Here is a 14,380-nt window from a genome sequence, read left to right on the forward strand (position 1 = left end):
CCCCGACAGAAACAGCGAATCATCCACGCCTGGGTTAAATAGCCTTGGCGATTGAGGAATAAATCAAATGCCCCGGTTTAGCCGAGGTTAATGGCGCTCCCACTCTTATCCAAGGGCAGATAATGACTCACATGCCCAAGCCGAATAGACTCCACCATCATGGTCATTGGCTGTTGAGCTTCGTCTGACGAGGGGGGCGTGCCGCCCCTGCCCGACATGGCAGCGACAAATACCACGTCCCATGGCTGGCCAGTGCTTTGGGACTCTTCAACCAGCACAGAAAACTCCGAGACTTCTTGCGGGGATTTGTCTACGCAGATAACCGGCGTAAGCGCACCGCCCTCACCTCGCTCAAATGCAGCTTTTTCGGCTGCGGATGCGTCATCTGGCAACTCGGCCCGGCAAAACACAAACAGCAGTCGCTGGGGCTCATACTCATCTTCTGTCGCATTGATCAGTTCGCTGTAACTGCTAATCATGGAGGTAGTATCCTTTCAATAATCTACTGGCTGATGTCGATTAATCGCTTGGGGTCAGAGATAAACACCTTGCTCCGATTAACTCGCACCAACCCGTTAGACTTGAGATCCGCGAGAATCCGGGAGAAGGTTTCTGGCTGCATTGCCAGCCGGGATGCAACCAGACACTTGGGCAAAGGCAGCTCAACTTCTCCGCCTTCGGTAGCTCCGTTAGGCAGCAGATCTATCAAATAGCGGATTAAACGGTCACGGGCGTTCTGCACGGTCATAATCTCAAGATCATGAAACCTGGACACGGCGCGCATGGCGTAGTGGCGGAGCGCCGCATGGACGTATTCCGGTTTGCTATCCAGCAGCTCCTGATACGCTTTTACAGGGATCATCAAGACTTCACTGGATTTCAGAGCTTCGGCGTAGCAGGCATAACGAGCAGGGTCGGCATAGATCATCACTTCCGCAAAACAGTCGCCAGGGGCGATGCTGTCGAGGGTTCGGTCGATGCCGGAGGAATCCAGCCTGTATAGCCGCAGGCGCCCGGATATAACAAAGAAGAAGTGATGAGCGGGCATGTCCTGCCGGTATAGCAACTGATGATGCCCAAGGCGAAGACGGCGGGATTGCAGAACAAGGCTCTCCAGGTCTGCATCGCTGTGCGTGTTGAAAAGGGCGTGGCTACGCAGTGAATGCAGCCCGCTTTCATCGTCGGCCAGGGTGTTAATAGCCACCAGAACAGGTTTGGCGTAGCGGGTTTCCCCAGATTGCATCGCCACCATTGTCGTTTCCTCTTTCATATCATGCATTCGAAATCATGTTTTAGATAATAAGAGGTTGACCCCGAAAAATCGCTCCCTCCATGGAGGTAGATCCTTGGTTATTTGGGGGAAATTGACTTAACGCAAAAAGTCGCATTGCTATCTGCTTTTCGCCCGCAACGCACTGAACAATATGAAAAGACTTATTGCATCAACGGTGAATCAGGCAATTCAAGATCTACCCCCTGAACGCCCCTTTCAGCTGCTAACACCTGCAGGTACTGACGACATGCCCGGCGAGTAACGCTCTCGCTCAAGTATTGACGGATTTGCGGTTTCACATGCTCGTATGGCAGTTGTTCGCCATCAATACGCTGATCTACGCGCACAATATGCCAACCGTAGCGGCTTTCGATCAGCTCCGGGTTCAGGCCTTCTTTGAGCGTGAGCACTGGCCTCTCAAACTCTTCCACTGTTTGCCCCTTGCTTATCTGGCCAAGACTGCCGCCTTGATGGCGGGATTCACAGACAGAGTACTGTTTGGCCAAAGGCGCAAACTGGGCACGACCTTCCACAAGGGAAGACAGCAACTGGCGCCCTATTTCTTCCTGGCGCATGCGCTCGGGCACATCGTCCGGCGCAGCAGCCAGCAGAATATGGCTGACGGCCATCAGCGTTGGGCTGCGGAACCGGCCAGGGTTTGAGGCATGAAAGCGCTTACAATCTTCGTCGCTGGGGTCTGGCACATCGAGTTCTTGTTCAAGTACCCGGGCAATGGTGACTTCTTCATCCAGCTCCTCTGGAAGCTTCAGGGTTTTCGCCTGCTGCAAAAGAAGCTCACGAATAACAAGGCTTATGGCAGCTTCGTGCCAGGCTTCGGCGACTTCTTCTGCCGGGTGATGCTGCATTTCCCGGGCGATATCCTCTTCTGAAATCAGGGTGTCACCCACATAAACAGGCGGAAACTGATTTCTGGGTTTTTCGGCTTCACCGGTGGGGATAAGTTGCATGACAGGTCTCCGTGTATGTGTTCATTGCCCCCTCTCCCGCGAGGGGGAGAGGGGGCGTTTTGCTTACTAAGCCCGCTTGCGCACCACCTGGTACTTCCGCCCGAAATACTCCAGCGGCACGCTCAGCATGTGCACCAGGCGAGTAAACGGGAAGAGCACAAAGATCGTAAGCCCCAGGAACATATGAAGCTTGTAGATCCAGTGTATGCCCACCATGTACTCGGCAGCACCGCCCTGGAAGGTAAAGATGCTCTGGGCCCAGCTGGCCAGCCGCATCATGGTTGCACCATCAAGGTGCCCCAACGTTGGGAAAATGGTCATCAGCCCCAATACCACCTGCACCACCAAAACGACGATAATCATGTTATCGGCGAAGGTGCTACTGGCTTTGACTCTGGGATCTGTCAGCCGGCGATGGGCAAGCATGACGCCGCCAATCAGACACATAACCCCGGCAATACCACCCACCACAATAGCCAGCACTTGTTTAGTGCCTGCGGTCATGAAGGGTTCATACATAAAGTGCGGTGTAAGCAGGCCAACCAGGTGACCAAAGAAGATCACCAGAATGCCCACATGAAACAGCACGCTAGCCAGTACCATGTTTTTCTTACGCAGCATCTGGCTGGAATGAGCCTTCCAGGTGAACTGCCCATGGTCGTATCTTGCCCAGGTTCCAACAACCAGCACCACCAGAGCGATGTACGGATAAATCCCGAAAAGCAATGTATTCAGATAAGACATCATCTTGGTCTCCTCCTGCGCCGTCAGGCGTCTCTCTCGGCGGCACGCGCCTGAGCGGGCGTTACATCCGTCATCAGATGATCACTGAGGTGAATGGTTTGGGTTTGCTCCATCTCACGGCGGCGCTGGCCAACAACACCGCCCGTATTACAGGAGCTGCCCTGGTCGTCCACAAACTTCACCATTTCCTCTTCCCACACCTTGTCCAGAGCTTCTGGTGTATCGTCGCGCTCTTCTGAGGCCACTAGCTGCGCCAGTTCCTGACGGTCTGTTGTGCGGCCTGACAGCTCCAACAGTGAATCCATGGCTACGTGATAGAAGCTTTCGCGTTGGTACAACCGCTCACCGAGAAGGCCAAGAATGTGGTGGATATCTTCCAGCCAGTTCTTGATTTCTTCCCAGGGCCGCGTGGACAAATACTCCAGAAACAGCGGAAGGTAATCTGGCAATTCCTTGGCGTCGATTTCCAGCCCGTTGGCGCGATACTGCTCCATCAGATCAACCATCGCCTGACCACGGTCACGGGACTCCCCATGCACGTGTTCAAACAACAACAGCGAAGTAGCGCGGCCTTTGTCGAAGGTGCCTGTATAGGCCTCCTCGAGATCCAACAGATCACCCTCACACAGGCGGTCAATACACTCGAGCAGCTGCTCCTTGTTTTTCCGTGGTAGCCGGCTGTCTTCCAGGACAGCGGCAACCATGGCGTCTTTGGAGGCTTGAAGCTCTGCGGAGGGATACTCCAGAATCCGTGCGAGTACTTTTAAAAGTTTCATAGCGCCTCCTTACTTCTGCATCTGTTTCGGATCGATCTGTTTCACAGTGGTCAGCTTCTGCACCATGGTGGAGGTGTTTTTACGGCCACCAAACATGCTGAATTCGCTGTCACCACCGCTGCAGCCGTCACCGAAGCTGAAGCCACAACCACCGCGCTCAGCGTGTGCGTCAGGGAAGGCCTCCTTCGCCAGTTCGCGATGGCTGGTGGGAATCACGAAGCGGTCCTCGTAATCGGCGATTGCCAGGTACCGGTACATTTCATCGGCCTGGGCCTTGGTTAATCCGACTGCTTCCAGCGCCCGCAGGTCTTCAACGCCGTCTACAGTTTCTGCTCGCTTATAAAGGCGCATAGCCATAATGCGTTTAAGTGCCAGTACGATCGGCTTCTCATCCCCTGCGGTGAGCAGGTTGGCCAGGTATTTCACCGGAATGCGCAAGCTTTCGATTTTCGGCAACACGCCGTCAAACTCAACCTTGCCGGATTCCGCCGCGGACTGGATCGGGCTCAAAGGCGGCACGTACCAGACCATGGGCAGAGTGCGGTATTCCGGGTGCAAAGGCAGCGCCAGTTTCCACTCAACCGCCATTTTGTACACCGGGCTGCGCTGGGCAGCCTGGATAACGTTCATGGGCACGCCGTCTTTTGTTGCCTGCGCGATCACTTCGGGGTCGTTCGGGTCGAGAAATATCTCAAGCTGCTTTTCATAAAGCTCGTGTTCGCCCGGCGTGCTGGCCACTTCTTCAATGCGGTCGGCATCGTAAAGCAACACACCCAGGTAGCGGATGCGCCCTACGCAGGTCTCGGAGCACACAGTCGGCATACCGGCTTCAATACGCGGGTAGCAGAAGATGCACTTTTCAGACTTGCCGGTTTTCCAGTTGAAGTAGATTTTCTTGTACGGGCAGCCGGAGACACACATGCGCCAACCACGGCACTTGTCCTGGTCGATCAGCACTATGCCGTCTTCTTCGCGCTTGTAGATGGCGCCACTTGGGCAGGCTGCTACGCAGGTGGGGTTAAGGCAGTGCTCACACAGGCGCGGCAGATACATCATGAAGGTGTTTTCGAACTCGCCGTAGATATCGGCCTGAATCTGATCGAAGTTTTTATCCTTGCGCCGCTTGGCAAACTCGGTACCCAGGATTTCTTCCCAGTTAGGGCCCCACTCGATTTTCTGCATGCGCTTGCCGGTGATCAGCGAACGCGGCCGTGCAACCGGCTGGTGCTTGCTATCGCCTGCGGTGTGCAGATGCTGATAATCGAAATCAAACGGTTCGTAATAGTCGTCAATTTCCGGCAGGTCCGGGTTGGCAAAAATGTTCGCCAACACCCGGAACTTTCCGCCAATGCGGGGACGGATTTTGCCGCTGGCATCACGCATCCAGCCGCCTTTCCACTTGTCCTGGTTTTCCCACTCTTTCGGGTAACCAATACCTGGTTTGGTTTCGACATTGTTGAACCAGGCGTATTCCATGCCTTCGCGGCTGGTCCATACGTTTTTACAAGTCACTGAACAGGTGTGGCAACCGATGCATTTGTCCAGGTTCAGTACCATGCCTACTTGGGAACGGATCTTCATTTTACAGCCTCCTGAACCGTGTCATTGCCTTCGCCATCAAGCCAGTCAATGTTCTTCATTTTGCGTACCACAACAAACTCGTCGCGGTTGGAACCTACGGTGCCGTAGTAGTTAAAACCGTAGGAGAACTGCGCGTAGCCACCAATCATGTGCGTGGGCTTGGGGCACACCCGGGTAACCGAGTTGTGGATACCACCGCGGGTACCGGTAATCTCAGAGCCGGGAATGTTCACAATCCGTTCCTGAGCGTGGTACATCATCATCATGCCCGGCATAACTCGCTGGCTGACAACCGCACGGGCTGCAATAGCACCGTTGGCGTTGAACACCTCTACCCAGTCATTGTCTTCCACACCCACATCGCGGGCGTCGTCTTCGCTCAGCCACACAATGGGACCGCCGCGAGACAGAGTCAGCATCAGCAGGTTGTCACTGTAGGTGCTGTGGATGCCCCACTTCTGGTGCGGTGTGAGGAAGTTCAGCGCTTTTTCCGGGTTGCCATTAGGTTTGGCGTTCAGCAGCGGTGCTGCCGCCTTGGTGTTGATGGGCGGGCGATACACCAGCAAGCTTTCACCGAAAGCGCGCATCCACTCGTGATCCATATAGAACTGTTGGCGACCGGTCAGGGTGCGCCAGGGAATCAGCTCGTGCACGTTTGTGTAGCCGGCGTTGTAAGACACGTGATCGTCTTCCAGGCCAGACCACGTGGGGCTGGAGATGATCTTGCGCGGCTGCGCCACAATATCGCGGAAACGAATGGCTTCGTGCTCTTTACCCACCGCCAGATGGCTGTGATCCAGCCCGGTAAACTCAGACAATGCCTTCCAGGCTTTTACCGCCACCTGGCCGTTGGTTTCCGGCGCCAGAGTCAGGATCACTTCTGCTGCATCAATCGCACTTTCAATCTTCGGCCGGCCTGCGTTGGCGCCGTCGATGTGCTTATAGTTCAGGTCACCCAGGAACTTGACTTCATCTTCTGTGTTCCAGTTGATGCCCTTGCCACCATTACCCAGCTTGTCCATCAGCGGCCCAAGCGAGGTAAAGCGGGCGTAGGTATTCGGGTAATCCCGTTCCACGGTAATGAAGTTCGGCGCTGTTTTGCCGGGAATCAGCTCACACTCGCCTTTTTTCCAGTCTTTCACATCGAACGGCTGGCCAAGCTCAGCCGCCGCATCGTGCATCAGCGGCTGAGTGACCACGTCTTGCTCGACACCCAAGTGGCCTTCGGCCGCCTTGGAGAAAGATTTGGCGATGCCTTTATAGATTTCCCAGTCACTGCGGGATTCCCACGCTGGGTCGGTAGCAGCTGTCAGCGGGTGAATGAACGGGTGCATGTCTGACGTGTTCAGGTCGTTCTTCTCGTACCAGGTAGCGGTCGGCAGAACTATGTCTGAATACAGGCAGGTGGTGGACATACGGAAGTCCAGAGTCACCAGCAGGTCGAGCTTGCCCTCGGGCGCTTCGTCGCGCCACTTAACTTCCTTGGGCTTAACACCGTCGTTATGGCCCAGGTCTTTGCCCTGCAGACCGCTGGTGGTGCCCAGCAGGTACTTGAGCATGTACTCATGACCTTTACCGGAAGAGCCCAGCAGGTTGGAGCGCCAGATGAACATATTGCGCGGGTGGTTCTCGGGCGCTTCCGGATCTTCCGCCGCAAAGGCCAGCGAGCCGTCCTTCATGGACTGGGTAACGTAGGCAGGTACGTCCATGCCGGCCTTTTCAGCTTCCGCAGCAATGCCCAGCGGGTTGCGGTTAAGCTGAGGTGCCGAAGGCAACCAGCCCATGCGCTCGGCGCGCACGTTGTAATCGATCAGGCTGCCACCAAACTTGGATTTGTCGGCCAGGGGCGACAGGATCTCGCTTACATCCAGTTTCTCGTAGCGCCACTGCCCCGAGTGAGCGTAGAAGAACGACGTGCCGTTCATCTGGCGTGGCGGGCGCTGCCAATCCAGGCCAAAGGCCAGCGGCTGCCAACCAGTTTGCGGACGCAACTTTTCCTGGCCCACATAGTGGGCCCAGCCACCGCCGCTTTGACCCACGCAGCCACACATAACCAGCATGTTGATCAGCGCGCGGTAGTTCATGTCCATGTGGTACCAGTGGTTCATACCGGCACCCACAATAATCATGGAACGGCCCTTGGTTTTGTGGGCGTTCTCGCCAAACTCGCGGGCAATTCGAATCACTTTTTCAGCCGGTACGCCGGTAATTTTTTCCTGCCAGGCCGGGGTATAGGGCTTAACCTGATCGTAGGCGGTGGCGCTGTCATCGTCACCCAAGCCACGGCTGATACCATAGTTTGCAATCATCAGGTCGTACACGGTAACCACAAGGGCTTCGCCGCCGTCGGCCAAGTCTATTTTACGGCTGCCCAGCTTGTGGGTAAGGGTGTCGCTGATCTCAACCGATTTGAAATGCTCGTGTTTGATACCGCCGAAGTACGGGAAGGCCACGTCGACCACTTCGTCGTGCTTTTCAACCATCGACAACTGCAGATTCACCTCTTCGGTTTTGGCAGTTTGCTTCAGGTTCCACTTGCCTTTTTCACCCCAGCGATAGCCGATAGAGCCGTTAGGCGCGGTCAACTGGTTGGTGGTTTCGTCAATGGCAATGGTTTTCCATTCCGGGTTGTTCTCTTCACCCAGCCCGCCCACCAGATCGCTGGCGCGCAGGAACCGGCCTGGCACATAACGGCCATCGTCCAGTTTATCGAGCTTCACCAGGTACGGCATATCCGAGTAACGGCGCACGTAATCAGTAAAGTACGGGCTCGGGTTGTCAACATGGAACTCTTTCAGGATGACATGACCCATGGCCATGCCCATTGCCGCATCGGTGCCCTGCTTGGGGTTCAGCCATTCATCTGACAGTTTGGACACTTCGGCGTAATCCGGAGTGACCGCAACGGTCTTGGTGCCCTTGTAGCGCACTTCGGTAAAGAAGTGGGCATCCGGGGTGCGGGTTTGCGGAACGTTGGAGCCCCAGGCAATGATGTAGCTGGAGTTGTACCAGTCTGCCGATTCGGGAACGTCGGTCTGCTCACCCCAAACTTGCGGAGAAGCCGGCGGCAAGTCGCAGTACCAGTCGTAGAAGCTCAGGCACACGCCACCAATCAGCGACAGGTAACGGCTGCCGGCCGCGTAGGAAATCATAGACATGGCAGGGATTGGCGAGAAGCCAATAATGCGATCCGGACCGTGCTTTTTGGCGGTGTAAACGTTCGCAGCACCGATCAGTTCGTTAACTTCATTCCAGTCGGAGCGCACAAACCCGCCCATTCCACGGCGGGGTTTGTACTCTGCGGTTTTCTTCGGGTCTTCGACAATGGAAGCCCAGGCATCTACCGGGTCGTTGAACTGCATGCGGGCGGCGCGCCAAAGCTTCATCAGGTGCTTGCGCATCAGCGGGTATTTCAGGCGGTTGGCACTGTACATGTACCAGGAGTAGCTGGCGCCGCGAGGGCAGCCACGGGGTTCGTGGTTGGGCAGATCCGGGCGAGTACGGGGGTAATCGGTTTGCTGGGTTTCCCAGGTAACCAGGCCATTTTTGACGTAGATTTTCCAGCTACAGGAACCAGTGCAGTTTACGCCATGGGTGGAGCGTACAATTTTGTCGTGCTGCCAACGTTGGCGGTAGCTGTCTTCCCAGTCACGATTCACATCGTGGGTTTCCCCGTGGCCGTTCGAAAACGATTCACGCTTTTTGCTGAAGTAGCTCAGCTTGTCGATCAAATGACTCATGGTCTCTCTCTCCGTCTGCCGGATCGTTTTTCCGATTTAAGGCCATTGTGTGGGAGAAAAACCCTGAAATCTGCGTGGTTACTACCACAAAGCCTGCCTCTACCACCGATGAGGTATAGGCGCTATATCCCTGGGTGGAGAAGGGCTTGGCGTTCGTCGAGACGGCTAAAGCGGGCAAACATAATTTGGCAGATGCAGAGCAACAGAAACAGGATCATAAACACAGCGCTGCGGACGCCACCCAGTGATTCACCGCACCGAAGATAACCGGTAGCAGGAAAGCCACAGAACACGCGCTAACCAGCAGCAACCCGGCAACAAAGGCAGCATTCTGGCGACTCTCAATAATCACCATTCTCTGAAGGCTACCCATGGCACACCCAAGAGCCATACCGAGTATCACAACAAAGATACCCTCAACGCTCATAGGCAAGGCGTACTCGATCTTGATGGTTGCTTCCACGCCTTGCACGAACAGAGTCATGGGCGGGTAAGACAACACCACCAAGCAACCAGGCCGATGAACAGTGACCGGCTGATGACTCTAGGGCTGCCAAAGCGATCCGCCAGGCCGCCACCCAAAATCTGCGCAAGCGCACCGGGGATAACGAACCACTGAGCAAGCCTGGCTCCGGATTCAACTTGCAGTTCGAATTGCGAGGAAAGATAACCTGGCAGCCACAGCGCCAATGCAAAAAAACTTCCGGCGACCACACCAAAGTAGGCGCCTAACTGCCAAATGCCTTGCTGCTTGAAGCGTTCGAAAAGCAGGTTAATAGAGGGTTCGTATTGCGGGTCTGCAACAGCATCTTCCGGATCCGTAAGCAGCAATAACAGCGCGAGCACCAACAAAAGGACAATCAAATACGCCAGCGGGACGCCATGCCAAGAAAAAGCCTCATGAAACAGTGGCACAAGGTAGTAGGTAAACCCGGCTCCGGTCACACCTGCACCAAACACACCCAGTACAAGGCCAAGCCTATGGGGCTGGCAGTTGCTGGTAACAAACTGCATTCCAGCGCTATAAAACCCACCGGCCAACCCAAGCCCGCCCGCTGCCACGAGGTAACCTGCGAAGGTATCGGTGGTAAGCAAAACCACCATGCACGCGGCAAGCCCGGCAAGGCAAATGAGCATAATGCGACGGGCACCAAATTTCCGGGCGGCAAGCCCCGCTGGTACGGCCAACAGCGCGCTAACTGCCATAGGCATGGCAAGCAGCAAACCGAACTGCAAATTGCTGAGACCAAACTCGGCCCGAAGGTGTATCCCTGCCACCGCAAACAGCGTCCAGCAGCCGGCAGCAATCACAAAGCCAGTTACCGCTAGCGGCAGAATTACGGCAAGTGATGCCCGCCGCTCATCCTCCTGATCCGCCTCTGACTTCATCTGCGAACGCCCTTGTGAACCGTTTTTAATATCGCCATTGAGTCTCAGCTTTTGCCCTGACGCAGGTCAAAGACTATGATGGGTTACCAACCATTGGGGTAACTGACTATCCTCAAGGAGGTATTCGAGCCCGGCGACCTCAAAGACGAGACTCAATGAAATCCAGAAGCCCCCTTGTTAACCGGATTGCCATCGTTGTTTGCGCCGTTGTGCTGACCTCTATTGTCAGCATGGCCACAACCCTTGCGGTTTCAAAAAGTATTGAAGGTAACGCTACTGCGATCAATATGGCAGGTGCGCTGCGCATGGGTGCGTTTCAGCTGCTGGCTCATGCTGCGAGCCCCGGAAATAACCACACCGGTGAAGATAATATCCGGGGCCTTGCCGCAAAATATGAATCCAGCCTTACGAACAGCGCGATTACACGCACCATTCCCGACACAGCCGACCACCCCTTGGCGAAACAGTATCGCGCGATCAAAGCAAACTGGGAGCAAACCTTACGACCGGGGCTGGAGAGCCACCCACAAGGGGCGCCCATTAGCGCTGGGATGCTGGCGGCTACAGAAACCTACGTCGACTCCGTAAACCAACTGGTCAGCATGCTCGAACGGCGCACCGAAGCGCGAATCGGCCTGCTACACCTTATCCAGATCATCAGCTTGGCGTTCTCTATACTGATCATCGTTGCCCTGTTTGTTGACCTGAGAAACCGGGTACTCAAACCCCTGCGCAAACTGGTTAATATTGCGGGGGCCGTGGGCGAACAGGACTTTTCCCAAAAGGCAAACTTGAAGGGAAGCGATGAACTGGCACAACTGGGGAGCGCGTTTGACCAGATGAGCAGTGAGTTGGCACTCACCTACTACGAACTTGAAGAGCGCGCCCGCAGCAAAACCGAGGAACTGGAAACAAGTCACGCGGCCCTCCAGCTACTGCATACTGCCAGCCGTAGCTTATTTGCCAACCACGACCTATGCAGTGGCGCGGTACCCATGCTGCGAGAACTGGAACAGCTTCTTGGCATAGGGCCCATTCGGCTTTATCTGCACGACAAGCAGTTGGCGGACCCGGTTCAGGTGGTTACAACGGCATCTGTAGAGCGCCCTTTTTATTGTCGTGACCACCATTGCAATGCCTGCCTGGTAACACCAGAACTCTATGACGAACTTCCCATAGAAGATGAGGATGGCCGCAGGCTGCTGTTGCCTATCCGTACCCCGGGCAAACTCCTTGGTACTCTGGAGGTATGGTACCCTGCTGACAAAGGACTTTCAGATACGGCGCGACGCCTTCTTGAGACGCTCAGCGACCAATTGGCTACCGCCATCTTCCTCGAACAGCAGATCACAGAAGAGCAACAACTTACGCTGGCCGAAGAGCGCACCGTGATCGCCCGGGAGTTGCACGATTCACTGGCTCAGTCGCTGTCTTACCTGAAAATGCAGGTAGCCCGCATGCGCCGGCTGAATATTGAGGGTGACAAGAAAAACGCTCACAACGCCATACTGGATGAACTCAGCACAGGACTGAACAGCGCCTACCGGCAGCTTCGGGAGCTACTGGCCACCTTCCGGTTGAAGCTGGACACACCAGACCTGACCACAGCGCTAAGCAAAACCACCGAGGAGTTTTCAGAGCGATTGGGCAAACCCATACAGCTGACATACAACCTGCCACCCCAGGCGCTGTCGCCCAACGAGGAGATTCACACGCTGCAAATTGTGCGCGAGGCCCTGGCCAACGCCGTGAAACATGCCGATGCCACAGAGATTTCTGTTGATGTAGTGTTTGAATCGCCGCAAGTACACGCAAAAATACGGGATAACGGCAAAGGTTTGCCCAATGGTGGGCAGCCGGTTAACCATTACGGCCTGATAATCATGCACGATCGCGCCCGCACACTGGGTGGTCAAGTTGTGGTACAAGATCGTGATGAGGGCGGCGTTGAAGTGGTTCTGACGTTTGTTCCGAAAAGCCGGCACCTGATCCCGGCCGACGCGGCCAATACCTGAGTACCAAAATAAGCGGCAACTCCAACCATGCCGTTACGTAATCAAGACAAAGGAAGCGAAGCACCATGCCCGATACAGCGTCTGATACACCCGCAAGCATATTGCTGATCGACGACCACCCCCTGCTGCGCCAAGGTATCAAACAACTCGTCGAGATGGAGAGTGACATTATTGTGGCCGGCGAGGCCAGCAATGCCACTGACGGTATCCGCTTGGCAACCGAGCTTGAGCCCGACCTCATTTTGATGGATCTCAACATGCCGGAAATTAACGGTATTGAAGCCCTCAAAAAACTGCGGGAACTGAACATAAGCTCTCGCATCATTATGTTCACCGTGTCTGATCAGGAAGATGATGTAGTCTCTGCCCTGCGTGCCGGCGCCGACGGATATCTTCTGAAGGACATGGAACCGGAAGACATGATCGCCCAATTGCGCCAGGCAGCGGTGGGCAAAATGGTTATCAGTGATCGGTTAACCACATTACTTGCTGAGGCCCTGCGCTCCAATAAGCCCCAACAGGCCGCGCGTCCGGATTTCGACAGCCTGACCCCACGGGAAAAAGATATCCTACGACTGATTGCAGAAGGCCTTTCCAACAAGATGATTGGTCGCAAGCTGGATATCAGCGACGGCACGGTAAAAGTGCACGTAAAACACCTGCTGAAGAAGCTTAACCTGCGCTCGCGGGTTGAGGTTGCCGTGTGGGCGGTAGAAGGCGGCCTGCACAAGGGCTGAGCGATATCAAATCAAACGCTGTGGGTTTTGGTTACTCTGGGCAGATTGAATTCACTGCCCGGAGTTAGTTATGGCCCTGCCCCTGCCCCTGCCTTTTGCCTTGCCACTACCTGCCAAATCTCTGGTCAGCGACTCCCTGGCACTGCTTTCTGAATACCTGCCCTCGCCCTTTCCCTTGCTTGGGGCCATCGACCGCGCGGTTCCGATGCCCATGAAGCAGCTGGTTGTAGAAGCGCCGCTCAACCGGATATTTGCGGAGGCCATTGCCGATGGCGAATTTGATGATTTTGAAGGGCGCCGTATCCGGCTGGAAGTGAGCGGTGGCCACCCTGGCATCACCTTCGGATTTTGGGCTGGCCGGCTCCGGGTATTGGAAAGCCCAGGTGAGGCCACTATTCGCGGCTCCCTCTCTGCGTTCAAAACCCTGGCAGAACGCCGGCAGGACCCTGACCAGCTTTTCTTCCAGCGTCGCCTGGTTATAGAAGGGGATACCGAACTGGGGCTTGGGTTAAAAAACCTTCTGGACAGCCTGGAGTGGAATCTAAACCTTCAAAAATTGCGTTTATTTTGAAGCCTTGTGCTGCTGGAGCCATATCAAATCCATACAAGCCTGTGCGATGGTTTAACCACAAACAACCTGAATCTCCAAACAGCTTCCCGTACGGATTTAGACAGTGAGCGCGCAGAATGGATGGAACTCAAATAATGACCTTGGCTGAAAAGCTCTGCCTTACCGCTGCCTTTATTTTCTTCATGACCGGGCTGATAACCGGCATATGGAAATACTGGTGCATGGCAAACAGCCCGAAAGCTGCAGCGCCCCGATATGTGGACATTGCCCACCGCAGCTCCCTAATGTACAGCTTTGCAGCTGTGCTGCTGGGCTGGTTTGCCCATCACAGCGTGCACCCCGACTGGCTAAACACTCTGGGGGCAGTCGGTGCACTAGGGTTTTTCGGTTTGGCCATTGGTACCTATATCATCCATGGCTTTTTGCGGGATACCAGCAACCAGCTACGCAAACCGCATCGGCTGGGAGCCATGACACTGCCCTCCTGGATTGTTCACAGTTTTATGGTTGCTCTGATCGTGGCTGAAGTGGGAGGGTCGCTGATTTTGGGATCCGGTGCCATGATATCTATCTGGTAATCGCTTTC

Annotated in this window: 13 protein-coding genes; 4 read left to right on the forward strand and 9 right to left on the reverse strand. The window is 55.2% G+C overall.

The features are described from left to right. Positions 1–77 precede the first annotated feature (77 nt). The 9 genes from BCA33_RS05960 to BCA33_RS05995 form a co-directional block, all read right to left on the reverse strand. Positions 78–479, reverse strand: a complete 402-nt coding sequence (locus tag BCA33_RS05960; protein ID WP_071264196.1) for a ribonucleotide reductase subunit alpha — start codon at positions 477–479, stop codon at positions 78–80. Between the two features lie 23 nt (positions 480–502). Then, entirely contained in the window at positions 503–1,252 is a 750-nt protein-coding gene (locus BCA33_RS05965) for a Crp/Fnr family transcriptional regulator (protein WP_071264198.1), read from the reverse strand. A gap of 182 nt (positions 1,253–1,434) precedes the next feature. Beyond that, on the reverse strand, positions 1,435–2,241 hold the full coding sequence (locus BCA33_RS05970) for a peptidylprolyl isomerase (RefSeq protein ID WP_071264200.1): 807 nt from the start codon (positions 2,239–2,241) through the stop codon (positions 1,435–1,437). 66 nt (positions 2,242–2,307) lie between these two features. After that, entirely contained in the window at positions 2,308–2,985 is a 678-nt protein-coding gene (narI, locus tag BCA33_RS05975) for a respiratory nitrate reductase subunit gamma (protein WP_071264297.1), read from the reverse strand. Positions 2,986–3,008: 23 nt separating this feature from the next. After that, positions 3,009–3,761, reverse strand: a complete 753-nt coding sequence (gene narJ / locus BCA33_RS05980; RefSeq protein WP_071264202.1) for a nitrate reductase molybdenum cofactor assembly chaperone — start codon at positions 3,759–3,761, stop codon at positions 3,009–3,011. Between the two features lie 9 nt (positions 3,762–3,770). Further along, positions 3,771–5,342 carry a nitrate reductase subunit beta gene (gene narH / locus BCA33_RS05985; protein ID WP_071264204.1) on the reverse strand — a complete coding sequence of 524 codons (1,572 nt, stop codon included), beginning with the start codon at positions 5,340–5,342 and terminating at the stop codon, positions 3,771–3,773. After that, positions 5,339–9,082 carry a nitrate reductase subunit alpha gene (locus BCA33_RS05990; protein ID WP_071264206.1) on the reverse strand — a complete coding sequence of 1,248 codons (3,744 nt, stop codon included), beginning with the start codon at positions 9,080–9,082 and terminating at the stop codon, positions 5,339–5,341. Before BCA33_RS05990 ends, narH begins: the two co-directional genes overlap by 4 nt. Before the next feature lie 214 nt (positions 9,083–9,296). Further along, complete coding sequence (locus BCA33_RS22695) at positions 9,297–9,566, reverse strand: hypothetical protein (protein ID WP_368087221.1); 270 nt, start codon at positions 9,564–9,566, stop codon at positions 9,297–9,299. Next, a complete protein-coding gene (locus tag BCA33_RS05995; protein ID WP_368087222.1) occupies positions 9,563–10,471 on the reverse strand; it encodes a nitrate/nitrite transporter in 909 nt (302 codons plus the stop codon). Before BCA33_RS05995 ends, BCA33_RS22695 begins: the two co-directional genes overlap by 4 nt. 155 nt (positions 10,472–10,626) lie before the next feature. Between BCA33_RS05995 and BCA33_RS06000 the strand changes: the two genes are divergently transcribed. The 4 genes from BCA33_RS06000 to BCA33_RS06015 all read left to right on the forward strand — a co-directional run bounded on the left by BCA33_RS06000 (position 10,627) and on the right by BCA33_RS06015 (position 14,372). After that, positions 10,627–12,486: a histidine kinase gene (locus tag BCA33_RS06000; RefSeq protein ID WP_071264208.1), complete on the forward strand. Its 1,860-nt coding sequence runs from the start codon at positions 10,627–10,629 to the stop codon at positions 12,484–12,486. 65 nt (positions 12,487–12,551) lie between these two features. Beyond that, entirely contained in the window at positions 12,552–13,223 is a 672-nt protein-coding gene (narL, locus tag BCA33_RS06005; RefSeq protein ID WP_071264210.1) for a two-component system response regulator NarL, read from the forward strand. A gap of 70 nt (positions 13,224–13,293) precedes the next feature. Continuing rightward, a complete protein-coding gene (locus BCA33_RS06010; protein ID WP_071264212.1) occupies positions 13,294–13,794 on the forward strand; it encodes an SCP2 domain-containing protein in 501 nt (166 codons plus the stop codon). Positions 13,795–13,928: 134 nt separating this feature from the next. Further along, on the forward strand, positions 13,929–14,372 hold the full coding sequence (locus BCA33_RS06015) for a hypothetical protein (RefSeq protein WP_071264214.1): 444 nt from the start codon (positions 13,929–13,931) through the stop codon (positions 14,370–14,372). Positions 14,373–14,380 lie beyond the last annotated feature (8 nt).

Origin of the sequence: Marinobacter sp. AC-23, assembly GCF_001858325.1 — a bacterium.
Lineage (GTDB): Bacteria > Pseudomonadota > Gammaproteobacteria > Pseudomonadales > Oleiphilaceae > Marinobacter.

What these genes read in the sequence shown, in the direction of transcription:
- BCA33_RS05960 (WP_071264196.1), bottom strand. Translation starts at nt 479, where the DNA reads ATGATTAGCAGTTACAGCGAACTGATCAATGCGACAGAAGATGAGTAT.
- BCA33_RS05965 (WP_071264198.1), bottom strand. Translation starts at nt 1,252, where the DNA reads ATGGTGGCGATGCAATCTGGGGAAACCCGCTACGCCAAACCTGTTCTG.
- BCA33_RS05970 (WP_071264200.1), bottom strand. Translation starts at nt 2,241, where the DNA reads ATGCAACTTATCCCCACCGGTGAAGCCGAAAAACCCAGAAATCAGTTT.
- narI (WP_071264297.1), bottom strand. Translation starts at nt 2,985, where the DNA reads ATGTCTTATCTGAATACATTGCTTTTCGGGATTTATCCGTACATCGCT.
- narJ (WP_071264202.1), bottom strand. Translation starts at nt 3,761, where the DNA reads ATGAAACTTTTAAAAGTACTCGCACGGATTCTGGAGTATCCCTCCGCA.
- narH (WP_071264204.1), bottom strand. Translation starts at nt 5,342, where the DNA reads ATGAAGATCCGTTCCCAAGTAGGCATGGTACTGAACCTGGACAAATGC.
- BCA33_RS05990 (WP_071264206.1), bottom strand. Translation starts at nt 9,082, where the DNA reads ATGAGTCATTTGATCGACAAGCTGAGCTACTTCAGCAAAAAGCGTGAA.
- BCA33_RS22695 (WP_368087221.1), bottom strand. Translation starts at nt 9,566, where the DNA reads ATGACTCTGTTCGTGCAAGGCGTGGAAGCAACCATCAAGATCGAGTAC.
- BCA33_RS05995 (WP_368087222.1), bottom strand. Translation starts at nt 10,471, where the DNA reads ATGAAGTCAGAGGCGGATCAGGAGGATGAGCGGCGGGCATCACTTGCC.
- BCA33_RS06000 (WP_071264208.1), top strand. Translation starts at nt 10,627, where the DNA reads ATGAAATCCAGAAGCCCCCTTGTTAACCGGATTGCCATCGTTGTTTGC.
- narL (WP_071264210.1), top strand. Translation starts at nt 12,552, where the DNA reads ATGCCCGATACAGCGTCTGATACACCCGCAAGCATATTGCTGATCGAC.
- BCA33_RS06010 (WP_071264212.1), top strand. Translation starts at nt 13,294, where the DNA reads ATGGCCCTGCCCCTGCCCCTGCCTTTTGCCTTGCCACTACCTGCCAAA.
- BCA33_RS06015 (WP_071264214.1), top strand. Translation starts at nt 13,929, where the DNA reads ATGACCTTGGCTGAAAAGCTCTGCCTTACCGCTGCCTTTATTTTCTTC.